23 protein-coding genes are annotated in these 20,896 nt (G+C 67.5%); 12 read left to right on the forward strand and 11 right to left on the reverse strand.

Features of this window, described 5'->3' with window-relative positions:
• Positions 1 to 25: 25 nt before the first annotated feature.
• Genes ACZK3J_RS03610 through ACZK3J_RS03625 form a run of 4 tightly spaced genes read right to left on the reverse strand, consistent with a single transcriptional unit; the run spans position 26 to position 2,895 of the window.
• On the reverse strand, positions 26 to 823 hold the full coding sequence (locus ACZK3J_RS03610; protein WP_100437927.1) for an N-formylglutamate amidohydrolase: 798 nt from the start codon (positions 821 to 823) through the stop codon (positions 26 to 28).
• Entirely contained in the window at positions 816 to 1,370 is a 555-nt protein-coding gene (locus ACZK3J_RS03615; protein ID WP_010481791.1) for an NUDIX hydrolase, read from the reverse strand. The genes ACZK3J_RS03610 and ACZK3J_RS03615 overlap by 8 nt, the downstream gene beginning before the upstream one ends.
• Positions 1,367 to 2,317 carry a 5'-3' exonuclease gene (locus tag ACZK3J_RS03620; protein ID WP_100437928.1) on the reverse strand — a complete coding sequence of 317 codons (951 nt, stop codon included), beginning with the start codon at positions 2,315 to 2,317 and terminating at the stop codon, positions 1,367 to 1,369. The genes ACZK3J_RS03615 and ACZK3J_RS03620 overlap by 4 nt, the downstream gene beginning before the upstream one ends.
• On the reverse strand, positions 2,314 to 2,895 hold the full coding sequence (locus ACZK3J_RS03625) for a nitroreductase family protein (protein ID WP_049399990.1): 582 nt from the start codon (positions 2,893 to 2,895) through the stop codon (positions 2,314 to 2,316). The genes ACZK3J_RS03620 and ACZK3J_RS03625 overlap by 4 nt, the downstream gene beginning before the upstream one ends.
• A 331-nt stretch (positions 2,896 to 3,226) precedes the next feature.
• Here ACZK3J_RS03625 and ACZK3J_RS03630 point away from each other — a divergent pair, with 331 nt between their 5' ends.
• Together ACZK3J_RS03630 and ACZK3J_RS03635 are read left to right on the forward strand one after the other, a co-directional pair.
• Positions 3,227 to 5,548: a DUF1631 domain-containing protein gene (locus ACZK3J_RS03630; protein WP_049422876.1), complete on the forward strand. Its 2,322-nt coding sequence runs from the start codon at positions 3,227 to 3,229 to the stop codon at positions 5,546 to 5,548.
• Positions 5,549 to 5,600: 52 nt separating this feature from the next.
• Positions 5,601 to 6,680, forward strand: a complete 1,080-nt coding sequence (locus ACZK3J_RS03635) for an NAD(P) transhydrogenase subunit alpha (RefSeq protein WP_032130088.1) — start codon at positions 5,601 to 5,603, stop codon at positions 6,678 to 6,680.
• Positions 6,681 to 6,780: 100 nt separating this feature from the next.
• On the opposite strand, the gene ACZK3J_RS03640 is transcribed toward ACZK3J_RS03635, so the two are convergent.
• Genes ACZK3J_RS03640 through ACZK3J_RS03650 form a run of 3 tightly spaced genes read right to left on the reverse strand, consistent with a single transcriptional unit; the run spans position 6,781 to position 8,153 of the window.
• A complete protein-coding gene (locus tag ACZK3J_RS03640) occupies positions 6,781 to 7,242 on the reverse strand; it encodes a DUF3106 domain-containing protein (protein ID WP_279912948.1) in 462 nt (153 codons plus the stop codon).
• Between the two features lie 3 nt (positions 7,243 to 7,245).
• The gene (locus ACZK3J_RS03645) at positions 7,246 to 7,572 is read right to left on the reverse strand and encodes a hypothetical protein (protein WP_032130086.1); all 327 of its coding nucleotides are present in this window, start codon (positions 7,570 to 7,572) and stop codon (positions 7,246 to 7,248) included.
• Positions 7,569 to 8,153: an RNA polymerase sigma factor gene (locus tag ACZK3J_RS03650; protein ID WP_279912947.1), complete on the reverse strand. Its 585-nt coding sequence runs from the start codon at positions 8,151 to 8,153 to the stop codon at positions 7,569 to 7,571. The genes ACZK3J_RS03645 and ACZK3J_RS03650 overlap by 4 nt, the downstream gene beginning before the upstream one ends.
• A gap of 98 nt (positions 8,154 to 8,251) precedes the next feature.
• Between ACZK3J_RS03650 and ACZK3J_RS03655 the strand changes: the two genes are divergently transcribed.
• Together ACZK3J_RS03655 and ACZK3J_RS03660 are read left to right on the forward strand one after the other, a co-directional pair.
• Complete coding sequence (locus ACZK3J_RS03655) at positions 8,252 to 8,572, forward strand: NAD(P) transhydrogenase subunit alpha part 2 (RefSeq protein WP_005408173.1); 321 nt, start codon at positions 8,252 to 8,254, stop codon at positions 8,570 to 8,572.
• Positions 8,569 to 10,029: an NAD(P)(+) transhydrogenase (Re/Si-specific) subunit beta gene (locus ACZK3J_RS03660; protein WP_032130084.1), complete on the forward strand. Its 1,461-nt coding sequence runs from the start codon at positions 8,569 to 8,571 to the stop codon at positions 10,027 to 10,029. Before ACZK3J_RS03655 ends, ACZK3J_RS03660 begins: the two co-directional genes overlap by 4 nt.
• 318 nt (positions 10,030 to 10,347) lie before the next feature.
• Here the strand turns inward: ACZK3J_RS03660 and ACZK3J_RS03665 are convergent, their stop codons facing one another.
• Complete coding sequence (locus ACZK3J_RS03665; RefSeq protein WP_125895495.1) at positions 10,348 to 10,767, reverse strand: hypothetical protein; 420 nt, start codon at positions 10,765 to 10,767, stop codon at positions 10,348 to 10,350.
• 122 nt (positions 10,768 to 10,889) lie between these two features.
• On the opposite strand from ACZK3J_RS03665, the gene sufT reads away from it, so the two are divergent.
• From sufT to ACZK3J_RS03695, 6 genes are all read left to right on the forward strand, one after another.
• Entirely contained in the window at positions 10,890 to 11,441 is a 552-nt protein-coding gene (gene sufT / locus ACZK3J_RS03670) for a putative Fe-S cluster assembly protein SufT (RefSeq protein ID WP_005415385.1), read from the forward strand.
• Between the two features lie 59 nt (positions 11,442 to 11,500).
• The gene (locus tag ACZK3J_RS03675; protein ID WP_049463521.1) at positions 11,501 to 12,595 is read left to right on the forward strand and encodes a branched-chain amino acid aminotransferase; all 1,095 of its coding nucleotides are present in this window, start codon (positions 11,501 to 11,503) and stop codon (positions 12,593 to 12,595) included.
• Between the two features lie 174 nt (positions 12,596 to 12,769).
• On the forward strand, positions 12,770 to 13,426 hold the full coding sequence (locus ACZK3J_RS03680) for a hypothetical protein (RefSeq protein ID WP_478476420.1): 657 nt from the start codon (positions 12,770 to 12,772) through the stop codon (positions 13,424 to 13,426).
• A complete protein-coding gene (locus ACZK3J_RS03685) occupies positions 13,423 to 13,758 on the forward strand; it encodes a transcriptional regulator (protein WP_012510131.1) in 336 nt (111 codons plus the stop codon). Before ACZK3J_RS03680 ends, ACZK3J_RS03685 begins: the two co-directional genes overlap by 4 nt.
• A 1-nt stretch (position 13,759) precedes the next feature.
• Positions 13,760 to 14,782: a M23 family metallopeptidase gene (locus ACZK3J_RS03690; protein WP_478476421.1), complete on the forward strand. Its 1,023-nt coding sequence runs from the start codon at positions 13,760 to 13,762 to the stop codon at positions 14,780 to 14,782.
• A gap of 378 nt (positions 14,783 to 15,160) precedes the next feature.
• A complete protein-coding gene (locus ACZK3J_RS03695; protein ID WP_004144921.1) occupies positions 15,161 to 16,900 on the forward strand; it encodes a S8 family peptidase in 1,740 nt (579 codons plus the stop codon).
• Between the two features lie 120 nt (positions 16,901 to 17,020).
• Here the strand turns inward: ACZK3J_RS03695 and ACZK3J_RS03700 are convergent, their stop codons facing one another.
• From ACZK3J_RS03700 to wrbA, 3 genes are all read right to left on the reverse strand, one after another.
• Positions 17,021 to 17,506 carry an asparaginase domain-containing protein gene (locus tag ACZK3J_RS03700; protein ID WP_041864473.1) on the reverse strand — a complete coding sequence of 162 codons (486 nt, stop codon included), beginning with the start codon at positions 17,504 to 17,506 and terminating at the stop codon, positions 17,021 to 17,023.
• Between the two features lie 79 nt (positions 17,507 to 17,585).
• Positions 17,586 to 17,921, reverse strand: coding sequence for a DUF2069 domain-containing protein (locus ACZK3J_RS03705; protein ID WP_032130425.1), 336 nt, complete (start codon positions 17,919 to 17,921; stop codon positions 17,586 to 17,588).
• On the reverse strand, positions 17,918 to 18,511 hold the full coding sequence (gene wrbA / locus ACZK3J_RS03710; RefSeq protein WP_012510135.1) for an NAD(P)H:quinone oxidoreductase: 594 nt from the start codon (positions 18,509 to 18,511) through the stop codon (positions 17,918 to 17,920). Before wrbA ends, ACZK3J_RS03705 begins: the two co-directional genes overlap by 4 nt.
• 77 nt (positions 18,512 to 18,588) lie before the next feature.
• Between wrbA and ACZK3J_RS03715 the strand changes: the two genes are divergently transcribed.
• Together ACZK3J_RS03715 and ACZK3J_RS03720 are read left to right on the forward strand one after the other, a co-directional pair.
• Positions 18,589 to 19,863 (forward strand): YihY family inner membrane protein, encoded by a 1,275-nt coding sequence (locus ACZK3J_RS03715; protein ID WP_032130426.1) that lies wholly within the window; start codon positions 18,589 to 18,591, stop codon positions 19,861 to 19,863.
• Positions 19,860 to 20,432 carry a TlpA family protein disulfide reductase gene (locus ACZK3J_RS03720; protein ID WP_478476422.1) on the forward strand — a complete coding sequence of 191 codons (573 nt, stop codon included), beginning with the start codon at positions 19,860 to 19,862 and terminating at the stop codon, positions 20,430 to 20,432. Before ACZK3J_RS03715 ends, ACZK3J_RS03720 begins: the two co-directional genes overlap by 4 nt.
• The last annotated feature ends 464 nt before the right edge of the window (positions 20,433 to 20,896 follow it).

Raw genomic sequence — 20,896 nt, forward strand, 5'->3', positions numbered from 1 at the left:
CAACCCGGGATGGATCCACGCGCGTTCAACCCAATGCCAGCAACTGCGGTTGCAGCGCGCTGAAGATCCGCGCCAGCCGCTCCGCCCATGCCAGCTGCCCGGCGGCATCGGCGATCAGGTCCTGGCGGATCTCCAGTTCCACGTGCACCAGACCGCGGCCTTCGCCATGCACCGGCACCGCGTAGTCGCTGGTACTGCTGACCGAATACGGTTCGTTGTCACCCACCACCAGGTCGCCTTCGTCGCGCAGTGCCTGCAGCAGTGCATGCGCAAAGCGCGTGTCCTGGTGGTACAGCACGCCGGCATGCCACGGCCGCTGCATGCCGTTCATCGCCGGGGTGAAGCTGTGCATCATCACCAGCAGGGTGGGGCGACCGGCATCGCGGCGTGCGTCCAGTTCGGCGGCGATGCGTGCGTGGTACGGCGCGTGGATCGCATCGATGCGCTGTTGGCGCTGCGCCGCCGACAGCCCGGCATTGCCCGGGACCACGGTGTGGTCGCTTACTTCCGGAATCAGCGTCGGCGAGGCCAGTGGGCGGTTGCAGTCGATCAGCAGCCGCGAATAGGTCTGTTCGATCGCCCAGGCATCCAGCCGTTCGGCCAGCGCGCGGGTGGTGCCGGCAATGCCGATGTCCCAGCCGATGTGGCGGTCCAGTTCGACCTGTGGCAAGCCCAGGCCGGCGAGGGCACCTGGCACCTGTTGGCCGGCATGGTCGGCCAGCAGCAGGTACGGCGAAGCGCCCTGAGGCCGGTGAATCGCGTAGATTGCCGGATCATCGGCGCCGAGCAGCGCCGGCAGCGCATGCAGGTCGGCGTCAGCCACGCGGGCGCCCGTCCAGGTGGTGCTCGATCATCCACAGGCCGGCCCACAGCTTGGCATCCAGCTCGTAGCCTTCGCCCATCTTCTGCACCAGCCAGGCCGCGGCCTCACTGCGTGGAATCTCGTGCACGGTGATGTCCTCGCTGTCATCGCCGCCACCTTCGCCGATCCGGCGCAGGCCGGTAGCGCGTACGAAGGCGATCTTCTCGCTGCTGGCGCCGGACGACGTCGGGCCGATCATCAGCACTTCGGCGTGATCGGCGGTCCAGCCGGTTTCTTCTTCCAGTTCGCGCACGGCCGAGACTTCAATCGATTCGCCGGCGTGGATGTCGCCGACCAGGCCGGCCGGCATCTCGATGGTGGGTGCCTGCAGCGGCACGCGGAACTGCTCGACGAACAGCACCTTGTCCTCCGGGGTGACGGCAATGATGATCGCGGCCAGGCCACCGGCGTGGGTACGTTCGCTGTATTCCCAGGTGCCGCGCACCAGCATGCGCTGGTACTTGCCTTCATAGACGACACGCGGGGCTTCGGTGTTGCGCTGGCTCATGCGGGCTCGCCGGAATTGGAAAAGGATGGAGTGGGAACGGGGTCGGCCACGCCGGCGGCATCGAACAGCCGGCGGCGGGTCATCGGGCCGAAGCGCAGGGTCTGGCACAGGCCACCAAGCAGCTCCGGATCTGCTGCCTGGCGCAGCAGCCCGGGCTGGCTGCCGTCCAGCGGCGCGTCCAGCGCGATGGTGGTCAGCTGGCGCCAGAGCTGGGCGTGCTCGCGCTGCTCACGCAGGCGCACCGCCATCTGTGCCGCGCCGCGCAGACGCAGGAACGGCACTTCGTCCAGGCGTTCGTACAGCGCATCCATGCTGCCGAAGTGGGCCAGCAGCACGGCGGCGGACTTGCTGCCGACACCACTGACACCGGGAATGTTGTCCACCGCATCGCCGCACAGTGCCAGGTAATCGGCGATCTGGTGCGCGTGCACGCCGTGCCGCGCCTTCACTCCGGCTACGTCCCAACGCTGGTTGCGTGCGTAGTCCCACTGCTCGTCGTGATCCAGCAGCAGCTGCGACAGGTCCTTGTCGGCGGAGATGATCACCCCGCGGTGGCTGCCACGGTGCACGTGCAGGGCGCTGCCGATCAGGTCATCGGCTTCGTATTCGTGGTGGGCAAGCACCGCAAGGCCCAACGCCGCGCACAGCGCCTTGCAGTGTACGAACTGGCGCTTGAGCGCTTCCGGCGCCGGGTCCCGATTGGCCTTGTAGGCCGGATACAGCCGGTGGCGGAAGCCGCTGTCGAGTGCTTCGTCGAAGGCGATGGCGATGTGCCGCGGGCGCTCGCGTTCGAGCAGATCGAGCAGGAAGCGGGCGAAGCCGTGCACTGCGTTGGTCGGCCAGCCCTGCGCGTCCTGGAACTGGTCCGGCAGCGAGTGCCAGGCGCGGAACACGTAGATGCTGGCGTCGACCAGATACAGCGATGGCGGTGGTGCCGGCAGGCTCATGCCGGTGGCGTCCAGTCGCGCAGCAGGGCCGCCGGATCGGGGCGCTCGCGCTCAGGTACATCGGCCTTGGGTGTACCGATGTGGATGAAGCCGGCGATGCGTTCGCCTTCGACCAGGCCCAGGTGGGCCTGTACCGCCGGATCGAAGGCCATCCAGGCGGTCAGCCACTGCGCGCCGAAGCCCAGCGCCTGCGCGGCCTGCAGCAGGGCGAAGCAGACGCAGCCGGCGGTCATCAGCTGTTCCTGCTCGGGCACCTTCGGGTCCGGGCGCGGGCTGGCGACCACCACGATCACCAGCGGCGCATGGCTGAAACGCTGGCGGTCCTTCTCGAATACCGCCTCGCCGGCATGCGGGTCGCGCTGGCGGCTGCGCTCGGCCAGGAAGTCGCCCAGAGTGTGACGTGCATCGCCGGCAATCTTCAGGAAGCGGAACGGTACGCGCTTGCCGTGGTCGGGCACGCGCACGGCCGAGGCCAGCATGCGCTGCAGGGTGGCTGGATCCGGTCCGGGCTCGCCCAGTTGCCGCGAGGGCACCGAGCGGCGGGCATCCAGGGCAAGCAGGGCAGCGGGGTCGGGCATGGAGTCTGAACCGGTCATCACGGGTGTTTGATTATAGTCGGGGTGGTCAATGACGCCGTCTGTGTCGCGTCCCGCCCCTGAATATCAAACTGTGATGAACATCATGCCACTGGCGGGAAAGGGACGACCGCTTCCTCTCGCCTCGTGGGCCTCGCACGGCTTACGATATCTATCTTGCCGGGCCGCCGGTCATGAGGTTTGAAGTGAGGACTGTTTCACTGTCCGTGACGGGCTGGCCGGCCTACCATCGACGTACCGGTACATGGGGTGTGCCGGCCGTCGCGATGTCCATGCTGTCTGTCGTACTAGAGAAGGTGGGGAGCCTTCCCGAATGATGAGCGCGCCCACACCGATGGGATCGCCGGGCCGTGACCCGGTCCAGCTTCAGCGTGCCCGGGACATGGTCCTGCCGGCGCTGTGCCAGGCGTTCGGGGCCGCACTGGCGCGTTTCGACGATGCACTGTTCGACCGCGCGGGCAATGCTGGCTCGTCGCAGCTGCTGTTCCTGGATGCGATGCGCGAGCTGCGCCGTCGCCGTGAGGACATCGCCGCCGCCTTCGCCGGCCACCTGCAGCGGGCCTGGGATGCACTGGCCAGTGGCGAGCCGTTGTCGGCCGAAGCCACCCTGTCCGGGCCGGCCGAGGATGGCCTGAGCCTGTTGGCTGAACATGTACTGGAATCGCGGCTGGCGGTGCGTAATTTCGCCACCGTGCTGCTGCGTGACTTCAAGCCGGTGCTGGCGCGGCTGGACCGCCGCCTCGGCCGCCTGATCGGCGGCGCCGAGCTGGACGCCGACCACAACCCGGTCAGCCCCGAACACCTGGGCGTGGCCATCCATGAGGCCTTTGCCGGCTGCGAACTGGCGCCGGAAGTGCACCTGGTGCTGATCAAGCTGTGTGAGCGCGACCTGCGCGCGCCGGTGGGCCGCATCTACGAGAAGCTGGACGAGCAGCTGGCCGCCGCTGGCGTGATGTCGCAGATGGGGGCGCCGCGGCGTCCATTGTCGGCCGCGCCCGACCCGCGCATGGCGCCCGGGTCGGACGATCTGGTCGAGCCGCGCCACGCGGCGGGCTTCGAATCCGAATTCAGCGATGATGAACAGGCCGCGCCGGCCTGGGCACAGCGCTTCGCTGCGCGCTGGTCCGAGCGCCGTGGCCACATGCAGCAGCACCTCGGGAGCGAGGATGCCGGCAACGGCGAGGCGTATGCCGGCCAGCAGGGAATGCTGCTGGAGGCCCTGCATGAGCTGCTGCAGCAGACCCGTCACGTTCGCGAGGACGCCACCTCGGCCGCGCAGGTCGCGGTCGGCCAGCACCGCCCGTTGAGCCAGCGCGAGATGATGTCGGTGCTGTCGCTGCTGCAGGCCACGCCCAGCGCCACCCTGCGTGCGGCCATCGGCGAGGACGGCGAATCACTGGCGCAGCGGCTGAAGAGTGAAGTGCTGTCCAGCGCCACCCGTCTCGGCGTCGATCCTGGCCAGACCCGGCTGGACCCGCAGGACGAAGATGCGATCGATCTGGTCGGCATGCTGTTCGACGTGATGCTGGACGAACGCGAGCTGGAGGGCCGTTCGCGCGAGTTGATCGGCCGCCTGGTGGTGCCCTTCGTCAAGGTGGCGATGCTCGACCGCCGCATGTTCGTGCAGAAGACCCACCCGGCCCGCAAGCTGCTCAACTCGCTGGCCGAAGCCTGCGAGGGCAATACCGGCGAAAGCCAGGCCGAGCGCATGCTGATGGCCAAGGTCGAGGAAATCATCGAGCGCCTGGTGGCTGAGTTCAACGAGAACCTGGCGATCTTCCTGACCCTGGAAGAAGAATTCCGCGAGTTCCTCGTGCAGCACCGCCGCCGCGTGGAAATCGCCGAGCGCCGCGCCGCCGAAACGCAGCGCGGCCAGGAGAAGCTGGAAATGGCCCGCAGCCGGGCGGGTGCCGAACTGGATCGCCGCATCGGCGATGCCACCCTGCCGCCGGCCATCGCCGAGTTCCTGCGCCAGCCGTGGCAGCACCACCTGACCCTGGCGCTGCTGCGCGAGGGCGAGGAGGGCGCGTCGGTGGCCGAGGCACTGAGCCTGGCTGACGGCCTGCTGGAGGAAGTGGCCGAGGCCCGCCGCCAGATCGTCGGCAAGCCGTGGCTGCAGGCCTGGCAGCCGGTGCTGGCCAAGGTATTTGCCAGTGTCGGCGTGCACGGCGATGCCGCCACCGGTGCCATCGACGCCCTGCACGACACCCTGCAGGGCATTGCGGAATCGCGACCGGAACTGCAGCGCGCGCTGCCGGAGCTGCCGCAGGTCGCCTTGCCGGCGCCGCCGGTGGCTGAGTCGCCAGCGGTGGAGCTCGGCGGGCAGATCGACGCCGACGATTTCGACAACGCCGACGCCGACCGCTTCCGACGCATGGAAATCGGCAACTGGCTGGACTTCGTCGACAAGGACGGCAAGGTGCAGGCCGGCAAGCTGTCCTGGGTCAGCCCGATTTCCTCGCGCCTGCTGTTCGTCAACCGCCGCGGCGTGCGCTTCTGCGTAGCCTCGCCGGAAGAACTGGCGGTGATGGTGCGGCTGGGCCGCCTGCGCGCCCACGTCGACGATGGCGCCTTCGACAGCGCGATGCAGGGTGTGATCGATCGGCTGGACCCGGGCAGCGCAACACTGCACTGAGCCGTGGCCGCCTGCTAGGATCGGGAAAACTCACCGATCAGCGGGGACCTGCATGGCCGTGGCGTTGCTGGGGATCAAGGAGACCGCGCCGGGCGAACGGCGCGTGGCGTTGACGCCGGAAACCGCGCGCAAGCTCGGTGCCTTGGGCATCACTGTCTGGTATGAGGCCGGCGCCGGTCTGGCGGCGGGATTTACCGATGCTGCCTATGACGACGCCGGTGCACGTGTGTTCGATGTAGGTCGCTGGGCCGAGATCGATATCCTGCTGTGCGTGCAGGCACCGCCGGTGGCGGTGCTGGAGCAGCTCAAGCCCACTGCCAGCGTGGTCGGCCTGCTGACCCCGGCCAGCGATCCGGCGCTTGCGGCATTGGCCGCTGGCGACCGCCTGCACCTGTTCCCACTGCAGCAGCTGCCGCGCACCACCCGCGCGCAGGCGATGGATGTACTCAGCTCGCAGGCCGGCATGGCCGGTTACAAGGCGGCACTGATCGCGGCCGAGCGTGCGCCGCGTTTCTTCCCGATGCTGACCACCGCCGCCGGTACCGTGCGCCCGGCCAAGGTGCTGGTGATCGGTGCCGGTGTGGCCGGTCTGCAGGCCATCGCCACCGCACGTCGTCTCGGTGCACAGGTGGAAGGTTTCGACGTGCGCCCGGAAACCCGCGAGCAGATCCAGTCGCTGGGCGCGCGCTTCCTTGATCTTGGTGTGAGTGCAGCCGGTGAAGGCGGCTATGCGCGTGCGTTGACCGATGAGGAACGCGCCGAGCAGCAGCGCCGGCTGGCCGACCACCTGCGCAGCGTGGATGTGGTGATCTGCACGGCAGCGGTACCGGGGCGACCGGCGCCGACGATCGTGACTGCCGCGATGGTGGAAGGCATGGCCACCGGCAGCGTCATTGTCGATCTGGCGGCAGAGAGCGGCGGCAACTGCGCACTGACCCAGCCGGGGCAGTGCATCGAACATCAGGGCGTGACCATCGATGGCCCGCTTGGCCTGGCCAGCCGCGGCGCGACCCAGGCCAGCGAGATGTACGCGCGCAACCTGCTCAACTTCGTCGCCTTGTTCGTGCGCGAAGGGGAGCTCAGTTTCGACTGGGACGACGAGTTGCTGGCGAAGACACGCTGGCAGGCGTGAGCCGGTAGCGCCGGTTGCCTTCCCGGTAGATCCACGCCATGCGTGGAGGAACGGCCCAGCGTGCGGACCAGGGTCCGCACCCACCCTGCGGATGCCGGCGTTACCGCGGCTTCGCCGGCGGCGGGTTGTCGCGCACCCAGTCCTTGCGTTGTTCCGGCGTCATCTGCGACCAGCGCTCGCGCAGGGCGTCGCGCTGTTCCGGCGGCATGTTCCGCATCTGACCGAACAGGGCCCGGGCCTGCTCACGCTGTTCCGGGTTCATGTGCTCGAAGCGGCGCAGGCCACGGCGGGCCTTGTCGCGCTCCTCCGGGCTCATCGATTGCCAGCGCTGGCCATGCGAAAGCATGCGCTGGCGCTGGCCGGCATCGGCGCTGTTCCAGCGGTCGCGCAGCGGCGCCAGCAGGGATTCGCGCTGCGCTTCGCTCAGGTGTTCCCACGCCGGCAGCGGTGCGGCCGGCGCAGGGCGTGCGGCAGATGCGGGCGCGGCGCTCTGCGCCAGTGCCGGGAAGGCCGGCAGCAGCAACAGGGTCATCAGCAGGGGCAGGGTGTGCAGTCGGGACATGATTCACTCCATCGCCAGGTCGGTGTCGCCCAGCCACAGGTACAGATCGGGATTTTCGTCGTAGAGCGCGCTGTTGTCTTCTGCCGAGGCAAGCACAGGTGCCGGCGCAGGGCCCGTCAGGGTGCCGTGGCCGGTGAACTGCAGGCCGATACCCAGTGCCACCACCAGTGAACAGGCACTGGCCAGCCACCAGCGCCAGCGCCCGCGATGGGCAGCCGTGGCGCCGTGGCGAGCCTGGCGCAGCCGGGCCAGCGTTGCCGGCGACAGCGCGTGCAGCGACTGAGCGTGCAGGCTGCGCAGGGTGTCATCGGAAGGCAGGGAGCGGTTCACGGGTGGGTCTCCAGATAATCCTGCAGCGCCTGGCGGGCGCGTGCCAGATGGGTTTTTACCGCGCCTTCGCTGCAGCCCATGGCGCGGGCGGTGGTGGCCCCGTCCAGGTCCTGCAGCACGCGCAGGGTGAAGGCCTCGCGCTGGCGGGCGGGCAGGCGGCGCAACGCGTCCACCAGCTGTTGGTACTGCTGGCGCTGTTCGTGCGCCTGTGCCGGGTCCGGGCCGGGGTCGGCCCAGTCGATCTCGCCGCCTTCCGCGTCCTGGTTGTCGCGCCAGAACGGCAGTCGGAAGCGGCGCCGGCGCTGCACGTCGATCACGCGTCGGCGCAGGATGCTCCAGAACAGCGGGGCCCATTCGGCAGCCGGCTTGTCGGCGTAGTCCAGCATGCGCAGCAGCGTGTCCTGCACCGCGTCCATGGCGTCTTCGCGCTGGCGCAGGCCGGCCTCGGCGAAGCGGAACGCGCGCGGGCCAACACTGGCCAGGAACGCTTCCAGCGATGCCGGCAGGGCATCGGTCTCGGCGCTCGGGGGGACGGGGCTGCTCACCAGCACAGGGTACGGTTCCTCGCTCGGGGTCACCATCGACAACGCGTGAGCGCCACTTCGGTTGACGCCGGGTGCACGCCGGGTTCAGCCCATGGTTATGATGGGCCGACGAAGACAGAGCGGGAGCGTTGCCGGTGAGTGACGGGTTCGTAGCGCTGTACATCTTCATGCTGGCAGCCATCGCCGGCCACGTGATCATTTCGCGGGTGCCGGTGATCCTGCATACCCCGCTGATGTCGGGCTCCAACTTCATCCACGGCATCGTGCTGATTGGTGCGATGGTGGTGCTGGGGCACGCGCAGACACCGCTGGAGAAAGCCCTGGGCTTCCTCGCCGTGGTGCTTGGTGCCGGCAACGCCGCCGGTGGCTACGTGGTCACCGCGCGCATGCTGGAAATGTTCAAGCCGAGCGCGCCCAAGGGCGGCAAGGACGAGCCGAAGGAGCCGCAGGCTTGAACATCAGCACCGTCGAACTGCTCGATTGGCTGGTCAAGGCCAGCTACCTCGTCGCCGCCACGCTGTTCCTGCTGGGCCTGCAGCGCATGGCCTCGCCGCTGACCGCGCGCAGCGGCATCCGCTGGGCCGGGCTGGGCATGCTGCTGGCCACGGTGGCGACTTTCTTCCTGCCCGAACTGCATAACGTGCCGCTGATCCTGGTGGCGCTGCTGCTTGGCGCGGGCCTGGCCTGGTGGTCGGCCGGCAAGGTTGCCATCACCGACATGCCGCAGATGGTGGCGCTGTACAACGGCATGGGCGGCGGCTCGGCCGCGGCCATCGGTGCAGTGGAACTGCTGCGCTACGCCTTCCTCGCCAACCGTGATACCAGCCACTGGAGCGCACAGGCGCTGGCCGACCTCGCTGCCCGCCAACCCTCGGGCATGGTGCTGCTGCTGGCGGTGGTCGGCGCGGCCATCGGTGCGGTGTCGCTGTCCGGCTCGGTGATTGCCTGGGCCAAGCTCGATGGCCGCCTGGACAAGCGGGTGACCTGGCCGGGCCAGCAGGTGATGAACCTGCTGGTGGCACTGGCGGTGGTGGTGCTGGCGATCATCGCGGCCAGCACGCTCAACACCTGGGCGATCGTCGCGTTCTTCGTGCTGGCACTGGCACTGGGCGTGCTGATGACGCTGCCGATCGGTGGCGCCGACATGCCGGTGGTGATCTCGCTGTACAACGCGTTCACCGGCCTGGCGGTGTCGTTCGAAGGCTATGTGCTGGGCAACGAGGCGCTGATCATCGCCGGCATGATGGTCGGCGCGGCGGGCATCCTGCTGACCCGGCTGATGGCCAAGGCGATGAACCGGCCGATCCGCAACGTGTTGTTCTCCAACTTCGGCGGCGGCGCCGGCGGCGAAGCGCAGGCGATCACTGGCGCGCAGAAGCCGATTGAAGCGTCGGACGTCGCGGCGATGATGGCCTACGCCGAACGCGTGGTGATCGTGCCCGGTTATGGCATGGCGGTGGCGCAGGCCCAGCACAAGATCTGGGAGCTGGCGCAGCGGTTGGGCCAGCGCGGGGTGAAGGTGAAGTTCGCGATCCACCCGGTGGCTGGGCGCATGCCTGGGCACATGAACGTGCTGCTGGCCGAAGCGGGTGTGCCCTACGACCTGATCGCCGACATGGACGACATCAACCCGGAATTTGCCAACACCGATGTGGTGCTGGTGATCGGTGCCAACGACGTGGTCAATCCGGTGGCACGTACCGACCCGGCCAGCCCGATCTACGGCATGCCGGTGCTGGATGTGGTCAATGCGCGCAACGTGGTGGTGATCAAGCGCGGCAAGGGCACCGGTTTTGCCGGCATCGAGAATGCGCTGTTCTACGCCGACAACACCCGCATGCTGTACGGCGATGGTGCGGAAGCGGCGGCCTCGCTGGTGAGCGAACTGAAGGCGCTCGACGGCGGGCATTGAGCGGCGGCTGCATCGGGTTGGTGCGGACCTTGGCCCGCACGCATTTGCCGGCCAGCGGCCGGCACTACCCCCATCCACGCATGGCGGCTGTGCCCGGTAGGTGCGGACCCTGGTCCGCACGCTTCTGCCGGCCAACGGCCGGCACTACCGAATCCACGCGTGGTGGTTGCATCGGGTAGGTGCGGACCTTGGTCCGCACGCATTTGCCGGCCAGCGGCCGGCACTACCCCCATCCACGCATGGCGGCTGTGCCCGGTAGGTGCGGACCTTGGTCCGCATGCTTTTGCCGGCCAGCGGCCGGCACTACCTGCCGGTGGGTCAGCGCGCCAGCCAGGCGCCCACGGCCACGCCCAGGGCCAGCCACAGCCATTCCATCGCGCCATTGGCGAGGGTGATCAGGGTCCAGGCCAGGTGCGGGCCCATCCGCAGGGTGGCGTCCCACAGGTCCAGCCCGATCGAGCCGCCCATCCACGCGCTGGCGATGGCCCAGTTGGCCACGGCCGCCACCAGCAGGGTGCCCAGCACGACCAGGGCAATGCGCAGCCGGCCCGGGCCCAGCGTGCCCATGCGCAGCATGAACACCAGTTCCAGGGCGGTCAGTACCGCCATCCAGCCGACCTGCCGGCCGGTCATCAGCGCCAGCATCATCCAGGCGAGGGGAGCAACAAGCAGACCCAGTAACAGCATGATGGGCCAGAGCCAGGTCACGGTCCTGGCACGCGCGGCATTGGAGGACATCGAAGCTCCCTGAAGATCACCCACAGGATACTGTGGTTTGCCGCAGTGCACCGGCGGCGGCAGGGCGGCTGGGCTAGAATGCCGTCTTGCGTGGCCTTGGCCACGGCCCCATATCGGTCCCCATGTATTCCCGTAGCAGCGAACCTGTCCACTTCGAACGCGATTGCGAGGCCGTGATGGTCCCGCAGGGCGACACCGTGACCCTGCCCGCCGGCAGCTATGGGTACATCACCCAGGCGCTGGGCGGCAGTTATTCGGTGTTCGTCGAGGGCAACCTGTTCCGCATCGCCGGCAAGGACGGCGACGCCATCGGCAAGGAGGCACCGGCACCGCTCGAGCTGCCGGCTGACGCCACCGATGAACAGGTGGAACAGCTGGTGTGGCAGCAGCTGCGCACCTGCTTTGATCCGGAAATTCCGGTGAACATCGTCGAACTGGGCCTGGTCTACGAGGTCGAGATCAAGCACCTGGACGAAGGCAAGCGCGAGATCGACGTGAAGATGACCCTGACCGCACCGGGTTGCGGCATGGGTGAGATCCTGGTCGACGACGTGCGCAGCAAGCTCGAAATGATCCCGACGGTGGCCGAGGCCGACGTCGACCTGGTGTTCGACCCGCCGTGGAACCAGCACATGATGTCCGAGGCGGCCCGGCTCGAGACCGGCATGCTTTGACCCACGGCCCGCAGTGACGCGGGCCGGGCATTACCCGCAACCAGAACAGGAAATCTCCGGTGTCCCAGTCCATTCCCAGCTTCGCCGTCACCCGTTCGGACCACCCGCGCAGCGCTGAAGAGCGCGCCCAGATCCTGGAGAAGCCGGGTTTCGGCCTGCACTTCACCGACCACATGGTGGAAGTGCGCTGGGACAAGGACACCGGCTGGCACAACGCCAACGTGCGCGCCTATGGCCCGCTGCAGCTGGACCCGGCCGCGGCCGTGCTGCACTACGGCCAGGAAATCTTCGAGGGCATCAAGGCCTACCGCCATGCCGACGGTTCGATCTGGACCTTCCGCCCGGATGCCAACGGCCGTCGCCTGCAGCGTTCGGCGCAGCGCCTGGCGCTGCCGGAACTGCCGGTGGAGATCTTCGTTGAATCGCTGAAGCAGTTGATCGCCGTCGACAGCGCCTGGGTGCCGTCGGCCGATGAGTCGAGCCTGTACTTCCGTCCGTTCATGATCGGCGACGAAGCTTTCCTCGGCGTGCGCGGCGCGCACAAGGCCGGCTACTACGTGATCGCCAGCCCGGCCGGCCCGTACTTCGCCAAGGGCGTCGCCCCGGTGTCGATCTGGCTGTCGACCGAATACGCACGTGCAGCCAAGGGCGGCACCGGTGCCGCCAAGTGCGGTGGCAACTACGCGGCTTCGCTGCTGCCGCAGCAGAAGGCACAGGCACAGGGCTGCTCGCAGGTGCTGTTCCTCGACCCGGTCGAAGGCAAGTACCTGGAAGAACTGGGTGGCATGAATGTGTTCCTGGTCTACAAGGACGGCACGCTGGTTACCCCGCAGCTGTCCGGCAGCATCCTCGAAGGCATCACCCGCGAGAGCATCCTGCAGCTGGCCCGCGACCGCGGCATGAAGGTCGAAGAGCGCAAGGTCAGCATCGACGAGTGGAAGGACGGCGTTGCCTCCGGCGAGATCACCGAAGTGTTCGCCTGCGGCACCGCGGCGGTGGTCACCCCGATCGGCCAGCTGAAGGGCGAGGGCTTCTCGGTGGGCGACATCAACGCACCGGCCGGCGAAGTGACCATGTCGCTGCGCAAGGAACTGACCGACATCCAGTACGGCCGCCTGCCGGACCGCCACAACTGGCTGGTCAAGCTGGGCTGATCGCCCGCGTTGAACCGGTAGCGCCGGGCCATGCCCGGCGGTTCTTCTTGAAAGCCCGTCCCAGTGACGGGCTTTCTGCGTTGTGGGCCCGCCCGGCGACCGCAGCAGGCGGGCGCTTGACGCAAATAGGTTTGCACTGCAAACTAAATTCAAGCGACCCCGATGGAGCGTGTCATGCAGCAGCCGTCCGTCATTGATCCTTCCTCGCGCCTGCAGGCGCTGACCCGTGAATATTCGCGGTACTCGCGAAGTGCCGGGGGCCTGTCGGCGATGGCAGGCGGCATTGCCTGCCTGGCCTCGTTCCTTGCCGGCGCGCTGCTGCCGACCACCCTGGCGCTGCGCATCGTGCTGATTGCCGTGCCGGTGCTGTGGATCGTCGGCAAGCAATGGCTGGCACGCCGTTACTACCAGCGGCTGGGCCAGGTCGAGGAGCAGGTCACGCCGGTCGAGCGCAATTTCCAGCGCTTCTTCATTGCCTTCACCGCGCTGGTAAGCGTGCTGGTGATCGGCAGCGTGCTGACCCGGCTGGCGCCGATGGGCGAGCTGCCCTGGGACCTGCGCGCCATCGGTTACCTGGCCGTGGTAGCGCTGCTGCCCTGGGTGGTGTGGCGCTGGCTGCGTACACCGCTGGAGTTCATCGTGGGCGTGTTCCTGTTGTGCCAGGCCGCGCTGGCCTTCACCGGGCAGGCGTATGGCTTCGGCCCGAGCACGGCGGTGTTCCCGCTGGCATCCATCGCACTGATCGTGGTCGGCTGGCGTGACCACCAGCGCTTCCACCGGCTGCAGGTAGAGATGCGCGCGTTCATGGCGGCGCGGACGAACGCCGAATGACCCAGCTGCCTGACTCCAGAGCGCTGCTCCAGCTCGACCGCTTGATCCACGAGCCGGCACGCCTGCTGATCCTGTCGATCCTGGCAGGTGCCGAATCGGCCGAGTTCGGTTTTGTCGAACATCTCAGCGGGTTGAGCAAGGGCAACCTGTCCAGCCATCTGAGCAAGCTGGAGGCTGCTGGACTGGTCGCCATCGACAAGTCGTTCCGCGGCAAGCGCCCGCTGACCACCCTGCAGTTGACGCCGATGGGCCGCACTGCCCTGGCCGAGTACCGCACACAGCTGGCGGCGATCGTTGCCGGCATTCCCGATCCGGATCGAAAGGACGCCTGACATGACATTGCTCCCGCGCCTGTTTGCAGTTCTGGTTGTTTCCTTCTCTGCCCTCATCGGCGCGGCTGCGGCTGCAGATCCGCGCCAACAGGGAGCTGCGCTGACCACGCAGTTCTACGAAGGGCACATCGACGCACTGTGGGAACGGATGACGCCGCAGATGCAGGCGGGGCTGCAGTCCCCGCAGAACCTGGTGGCGCTGCGCGAGCAGGTGCTGGCGGGCTGGGGCGCAGAAACCGAGCTGGTCAGTGAGAAGGTCGAGAAGGTTGATGGATTCGACACCTATCTGCGGCAGGTGCGCTTCGCCAGGAGCCCGGACCTGATCCAGGTGCTGTGGGCCATCGATGCCGACGGGCGGATTGGCGGCTTCTACATCCGCCCGCTACAGACCACGCCGCCGCAGGCCGCAGCGAGCGGGTTCCTCGACTATCAGACCCGCACACGGCTGCAACTGCCGTTCGACGATGAGTACTTCGTGTTCTGGGGCGGGCGCAGTGTCGAACAGAACTACCATGCGGCCCATGCCGGCCAGCGCTTCGCGCTGGATCTGCTGGTGGTCCGCGATGGCCGGTCGCACCGTGGCGATGGCCTGCGCAACGATGATTACTACTGCTTCGGTCGCCCGATCCTCGCGCCCGCCGACGGCACGGTGGTGGAGGTGATCGAGGGTGTCGCCGACAACGTGCCGGGCCAGATGAATGCCGCCCAGCTCACCGGCAACCGCGTCATCCTCGACCACGGCAACGAGGAATACTCGGTGCTGGCGCACCTGCGCCAGGGCAGTGTGCGTGTGGCGCAGGGACAGGCTGTCCGCAGCGGCGCGCACCTCGGTGACTGTGGCAACAGCGGCAACTCCTCCGAGCCGCACCTGCACTACCAGCTGCAGGCCGGGCCCGTGTTCGGTGTCGGCGAAGCGCTGCCAGCACAGTTCTCCGGTTATGTGGCCGATGGCCAGCCGGTTGCACGCGGCGAGCCGGTCAAAGGTCAGCGGATCCGGCCGGCGCGCCTCCCGCAGGCAAAGTAGTCAGCGCGTCCGACGCGATGGGCAGGCACGCCGCGGGCACGCTGCGCCGTCGTTGGTGTCAGCAGTGGACGCCGATGTCGGCAAAGTCATCGCAGGACATGTGATGACCCAGTCAGGTGCGTGCAGGGCAGGAGAAAGTTCCTTCACCTTCACAAACCCTCGACCCGAAAAGTCTCAGAACGAACATTTCATCTTGCTGAAAAGACGCTGAAAATCTTGTGGTGTCCGGTTTTGGTCATTAGCGTCATCTGCACGGCGGATCGTTAGGGGGATCCGCTGACTCGCCGGACTTCGAACCTCGCTAATGCAAGCCAGCCCAGGGTTCGGGCCGGTGCTTCTGCCGATTCCGGCATTCACACCACAAGAAAGGGAAATACGATGTCCCAGGTAACGCAACCGCGTGTGCGTCGAGTGTGGGTGGTCCTTGGTGCGTCCGTTCTGTCATCGCTGCTGCTGGCCACGCCTGCGCTGGCCGGTGATGTCCAGCTCAGCGGCCTGCAGTCCGCACAGACCCACCAGCGTTTCATCGTGAAGTACCGCGACGGCAGCGCGCCGGTGGCCAACACCACCGCACTGGCCTCTTCGCTGAAGAGTGCCGCCGCCGGCCTGGCCAGCAGCCAGGGCCGCGCGCTGGGCCTGCAGCAGGTCCGCAAGCTGGCCGTCGGCCCGACCCTGGTCAAGACCGATCGTCCGCTCGACCAGGCCGAATCCGAGCAGCTGATGCGCAAGCTGGCCGCCGACCCGAACGTGGAATACGTTGAAGTCGACCAGATCATGCGTGCCACCCTGACCCCGAACGACACCCGCTTCAGCGAGCAATGGGGCTTCGGCACCTCCAATGCCGGCATCAACATCCGGCCGGCCTGGGACAAGGCCACCGGAACCGGTGTGGTCGTGGCGGTGATCGACACCGGCATCACCAACCACGCCGACCTCAATGCCAACATCCTGCCGGGCTACGACTTCATCAGTGATGCGGCGATGGCGCGCGACGGCAACGGCCGCGACAACAACCCGAACGATGAGGGCGACTGGTACGGCGACAACGAGTGCCAGGCGGGCTACCCGGGTTCGAACTCCAGCTGGCACGGTACCCACGTGGCCGGCACGGTGGCGGCGGTGACCAACAACAGCACCGGCGTGGCCGGTACCGCGTTCAACGCCAAGGTCGTGCCGGTGCGTGTGCTCGGCAAGTGCGGCGGCTACACCTCCGACATCGCCGACGCGATTGTGTGGGCTTCCGGCGGCAGCGTCAGCGGCGTGCCGGCCAATGCCAATCCGGCCGAAGTGATCAACCTCTCGCTCGGCGGTGGCGGCAGCTGCTCGACTACCTACCAGAACGCGATCAATGGCGCTGTCGGCCGTGGCACCACCGTGGTGGTCGCCGCCGGCAACAGCAACACCAACGTGTCCTCGTCGGTGCCGGCCAACTGCCCGAACGTGATCGCAGTGGCGGCCACCACCTCGGCCGGTGCACGTGCCAGCTTCTCCAACTATGGCAACGGCATCGATATCTCGGCACCGGGCCAGGGCATCCTGTCCACCCTCAACAGCGGCACCACCACCCCGGGCAGCGCCAGCTACGCTTCGTACAACGGCACCTCGATGGCAGCACCGCACGTGGCCGGCGTGGTCGCGCTGATGCAGTCCGTAGCCCCGAGCCCGCTGAGCCCGGCGCAGGTGGAGAGCATCATCAAGAGCACCGCACGTCCGCTGCCGGGCGCCTGCTCGGGCGGCTGCGGCGCCGGCATCATCGACGCCGATGCGGCCGTGGCTGCGGCGATCAACGGCGGTGGCCCGAACCCGGGCGGCAACGTGCTGCAGAACAACGTCCCGGTCACCGGCCTCGGCGCTGCCAGCGGCGCTTCGCTGAGTTACACCGTGAACGTTCCGGCCGGCAGCACCCAGCTGCGCGTGGCGATCAGTGGCGGCAGCGGTGATGCCGACCTGTACGTGCGCCAGGGCAGTGCCCCGACCGATACCGCCTACACCTGCCGCCCGTACCTGAGCGGCAACAGCGAGACCTGCACCATCAACAGTCCGGCTGCCGGCACGTGGTATGTGCGGGTGAAGGCCTACAGCACCTTCTCGGGCCTGACTCTCAACGCCCAGTACTGAGCCCAAGCCCCTCTCCATGGGCACGCCCCGGCTCCGGCCGGGGCGTTTTTGCATGGGGACGCGCGGTGATACGAGCCGCCGCGTCGTGGTAGGTGCCGACCTTGGTCGGCACGCTGTTCCTCAGACCGATTCGAAGCGGTTCGCGGCCACGTTCTTGCGCACGTGCTGCGGGTCGAAAATCCGCCCGTTCATCGCGATGTACACGCCGCTCGGCAGCGACTGCACCGCACCGATCGCACAGCCGATGTTGAACTCCGCATCCGAACCGCGGAAACGCGCCGGGCTCAGCGCGCCGGTCATCACGATGGTCTTTTCCGGGATCGTCGCCAGCACCTGGCCGGTCTGCACCATCGAATCGGTGCCGTGGGTCACCAGCACGTGGCGGGTCGGCTGCGCGGCGATGGTGGCGCGGATCAACTCGCGGTCCTCATCGTTGATGTGCAGCGAATCCTTGCGCAGGATCGGAATCACGTTGAAGCGGAACGTCACCCCCAGCTCGCGCAGGATCATGCCGATCTGGGGGTCGCCGATCTGGTAGTCCGACTTGTCGTCGAAGTAGATCTTGTCGATCGTGCCACCGGTGGTGACGACCAGGAGCTCTTCCATCATGTGCATGCGCGAAACCAGGACAGGTACAGCGGCGCGGGGCCAGGAACACAGATGATACGGCCCGGCGGCCGCAGCGTCAGCGTCGCTTGCCGAAGCGGGCGCGCAGCCCCGGCAGGCTGGCGCTGAAGATCACCAGCAGGGCCAGCGCGATCTCGATCAGCGCCAGCCAGCGTGTTTCCGGGTGGCTCCAGGCACTCATCACCCCGTGGCTGAACCAGCCCAGGGCCAGCACCGAGGCCCAGAAACCGGCCTTGCGCCAGCCCAGTCGCAGGGCAACGGCCAACGCCAGCGGCGGCGCGGTGAACACCAGCTGGGTGGCCAGCCAGTGCTTGTCATTGATGAACCAGCCGGCGAACAGCGCGGCCAGCCCCATCAGGGCCAGCAGCAGGACCGTGCGCGGCGCCGCGCTCATCGGGCCAACCGCTGTGCGATGTCGGCCACCCGGCGGCCCAGCGCGCGCGCCAGCACGGCTTCATCGTCGGTCGGCTGCGGGTCGTCGGCTGCACCGGCCACATGGCTGGCGCCATACGGCGTGCCGCCGCTGGTGGTGTGACTCAGCGCCGGTTCGGTGAACGGGATGCCGACGATCACGCAGCCATGGTGCAGCAACGGCACCTGCATCGACAGCAGGGTCGATTCCTGGCCGCCATGCATCGAGGCGGTGGAGGTGAATACGCCGGCCGGCTTGCCGGAGAGAGTGCCGTTGACCCATTCGGCGCCGAGCCCGTCCAGGAAATGCTTGACCGGCGCCGCCATGTTGCCGAAGCGGGTGGGGCTGCCAAGCAGCAGGCCCTGGCATTCGACCAGGTCCTGCACGCTCACGTAGGGGGCACCATCGTCGGGGACCGGAGGTTGTGCGGTCTGGGTCACGGCGGCCACCGGCGGCACTGTGCGCAGGCGCGCGGTCATGCCCGGCACTTCGCCGATGCCCCGCGCGATCTGGCGCGCCAGCCGTGCCACTGAACCGCCCCGGCTGTAGTACAGCACCAGAATCTCGCCCATCGTGCCCGCTTCTCCTCGTCGTGTGGCCACCAGTATGGCTATCCTGCGAGCATTCCGCATCGGGTACCCTTTCGCCGATGGAACCTTTGGATACGCTCAACCTGTGGATGGAGCGCGCGCGGGATCGCGCACGGGCCATCAGTTTCGGCCGCTTCCTGTGGCATCGCTTCCTCGACGACCGCCTGTTCCAGGCAGCGGCGGCACTGGCGTACACCACGGTGTTCGCGCTGGTGCCGCTGGCCATCGTGGTGTTCGGCGTGCTCTCGGCCTTCCCTGTCTTCGACCGCTGGAGTGACCAGCTCAGCGATTACGTCTTCTCCAACTTCGTGCCCAACGCCGCGCGCGCGGCCGAAGGCTACCTGCGGCAGTTCTCGGCCAGTGCCGGGCAGCTCACGGCTGCCGGCTTCATCGCACTGGTGGTCTCGTTGCTGATCACCCTCAACAGCGTTGAAGAGACCTTCAACCAGATCTGGCGGGTCGGCTCGACCCGGCCCAAGCTGACCCGCTTCCTGGTCTACTGGACCGTGCTGACCCTGGGCGCAATGCTCGCTGCCGCTTCGCTGGCGGTGTCGGCGCGGGTGTTCGCGATGCCACTGTTCGGCACCCAGGAGGGCCGCTGGCTGGCCGAGTTCGCGCTGCGGCTGGCGCCGATCCTGATCGAGTTCGTCTGTATAACGCTGATGTTCCGGGTGGTGCCGCACCACACCGTGAAATGGCGGCACGCGGTGCCCGGCGCGATTCTCGCGGCGGTCATCCTGGAACTGGTGAAGTGGGGCATCGGCGCCTACCTGGGCAGCTTCCAGTCCTACCAGAAGCTCTACGGCACGGTCGCCTTCGTGCCGATCCTGCTGCTGTGGATCTACCTGTGCTGGGTGGCGGTGCTGCTGGGCGCGTCGCTGTCCTCGTCGATGGCCGCCTTCCGCTACCAGCCGGTGGAACTGCGCCTGCCGCAGGGCTACGAGTTCTATGGCCTGCTGCGCCTGCTCGGCCGCTTCCACCATGCCCGAGCCAAGGGCAAGGGCCTGGCCGATGATGAAATCCTGCGGCTGGAGCCGATGCTGACCGATTCGCTGCTGCAGGACCTGGCCTGCAACCTGCAGGAGATCGGCCTGCTGCGCCGCGATGAACGTGGCGAATGGCTGCTCTCGCGCGACCTGGACCAGGTCAGCCTGGCCGATCTGTACGAATGTACCCAGCTGCGCATTCCGGTAGCCGAGCAGCATCTGCCATACCGCGACGACACACTGGGCCGTGCTGCGCTGGCGGCACTGGACGATCTGCGACTGCCCCTGCGCGAACGCCTCAAACGCAAGGTCAGCGATATCTACACCGATTCCGGAGACATGCCATGACCCGCAAGACCCCGTTGCTGCTGCTTCCGCTGGCCCTGCTGCTGGCGCTGTCGGCCTGCAAACCGTCCCAGGAGCCGACCCCCGCCAGCAGCCAGCCGCCAGCACAGGCACCGACGCCGACCACACCGGCACCGGTCGAAGAGACCCCGGCCGAGCGCACCACTGCCGAGTTCCCGACGCTGAGGATGAAGGCGGTGGATGGCAGCGACTACGACCTGGCCGCGCACCGCGGCAAGTGGGTGATCGTGAATTTCTGGGCGACCTGGTGTGCCCCGTGCCGCAAGGAGATGCCGGAGCTGTCGGCGCTGCATGCGATGCGCAGCAACATCGAGGTGGTTGGCCTGGCCTATGAGGATATCGAGGTGCCGGAGATGCAGTCGTTCCTGACCAAGCATCCGGTGACCTATCCGATCGTGATCGTGGACCCGTTCGATCCGCCGGCGGACTTCGCCACGCCGCGAGGCCTGCCGTTGACGCATCTGCTGGATCCGCAGGGCAAGCTGGCGCACACTTTCCTTGGCCCGGTGACGGCCGCCGACATCGAAAAGCAGATCGCCAGCGCAAAGTAGGGGTTATCGGCAGGGCTGCGCCCTGCACCCGCCGAAACATTCAAGCAACGGCAACAGCAACAGCCAAAGCGCGATTTCCGTGTGGTGGCGGGGCGGTGTCGGAGTGTGGGGACGCCGCAAGTACGTCCATGTAGGCTTGGCAGCCGCATCCATGCGGCTGACACCCCGCACTCCAACACCGCCCCGCCTCTGACAGATTTCTGCGATCTGGTAGATCCACGCCATGCGTGGATGAATCTCCATCGAGTTCGAATACTTCATGTCGATGGGGTCAGATCCGTTTTCCGCAGGAAAACGGATCTGACCCCTGAATTTCATTCGATATCTGACAGATGTGTCGACCAAGGTCGACACCTACCAACAGCCGCAGGGATCTGTCAGAGGCGGGGCGGTGTGGGTGGGCAGGACCGTTGGCGCCATGGATGGCGCCATCGAGCCCCCATGGACGGGTCTACGGCGTGTCC

Source organism: Stenotrophomonas sp. 86428_Sma (assembly GCF_056481585.1).

Bases quoted from the DNA above. Each gene is read 5' to 3' on its own strand.
- ACZK3J_RS03615 (WP_010481791.1), bottom strand. From the start codon at position 1,370: ATGAGCCAGCGCAACACCGAAGCCCCGCGTGTCGTCTATGAAGGCAAG.
- ACZK3J_RS03620 (WP_100437928.1), bottom strand. From the start codon at position 2,317: ATGAGCCTGCCGGCACCACCGCCATCGCTGTATCTGGTCGACGCCAGC.
- ACZK3J_RS03625 (WP_049399990.1), bottom strand. From the start codon at position 2,895: ATGCCCGACCCCGCTGCCCTGCTTGCCCTGGATGCCCGCCGCTCGGTG.
- ACZK3J_RS03630 (WP_049422876.1), top strand. From the start codon at position 3,227: ATGATGAGCGCGCCCACACCGATGGGATCGCCGGGCCGTGACCCGGTC.
- ACZK3J_RS03635 (WP_032130088.1), top strand. From the start codon at position 5,601: ATGGCCGTGGCGTTGCTGGGGATCAAGGAGACCGCGCCGGGCGAACGG.
- ACZK3J_RS03640 (WP_279912948.1), bottom strand. From the start codon at position 7,242: ATGTCCCGACTGCACACCCTGCCCCTGCTGATGACCCTGTTGCTGCTG.
- ACZK3J_RS03650 (WP_279912947.1), bottom strand. From the start codon at position 8,153: ATGGTGACCCCGAGCGAGGAACCGTACCCTGTGCTGGTGAGCAGCCCC.
- ACZK3J_RS03665 (WP_125895495.1), bottom strand. From the start codon at position 10,767: ATGTCCTCCAATGCCGCGCGTGCCAGGACCGTGACCTGGCTCTGGCCC.
- sufT (WP_005415385.1), top strand. From the start codon at position 10,890: ATGTATTCCCGTAGCAGCGAACCTGTCCACTTCGAACGCGATTGCGAG.
- ACZK3J_RS03680 (WP_478476420.1), top strand. From the start codon at position 12,770: ATGCAGCAGCCGTCCGTCATTGATCCTTCCTCGCGCCTGCAGGCGCTG.
- ACZK3J_RS03685 (WP_012510131.1), top strand. From the start codon at position 13,423: ATGACCCAGCTGCCTGACTCCAGAGCGCTGCTCCAGCTCGACCGCTTG.
- ACZK3J_RS03690 (WP_478476421.1), top strand. From the start codon at position 13,760: ATGACATTGCTCCCGCGCCTGTTTGCAGTTCTGGTTGTTTCCTTCTCT.
- ACZK3J_RS03695 (WP_004144921.1), top strand. From the start codon at position 15,161: ATGTCCCAGGTAACGCAACCGCGTGTGCGTCGAGTGTGGGTGGTCCTT.
- ACZK3J_RS03700 (WP_041864473.1), bottom strand. From the start codon at position 17,506: ATGGAAGAGCTCCTGGTCGTCACCACCGGTGGCACGATCGACAAGATC.
- ACZK3J_RS03705 (WP_032130425.1), bottom strand. From the start codon at position 17,921: ATGAGCGCGGCGCCGCGCACGGTCCTGCTGCTGGCCCTGATGGGGCTG.
- wrbA (WP_012510135.1), bottom strand. From the start codon at position 18,511: ATGGGCGAGATTCTGGTGCTGTACTACAGCCGGGGCGGTTCAGTGGCA.
- ACZK3J_RS03715 (WP_032130426.1), top strand. From the start codon at position 18,589: ATGGAACCTTTGGATACGCTCAACCTGTGGATGGAGCGCGCGCGGGAT.
- ACZK3J_RS03720 (WP_478476422.1), top strand. From the start codon at position 19,860: ATGACCCGCAAGACCCCGTTGCTGCTGCTTCCGCTGGCCCTGCTGCTG.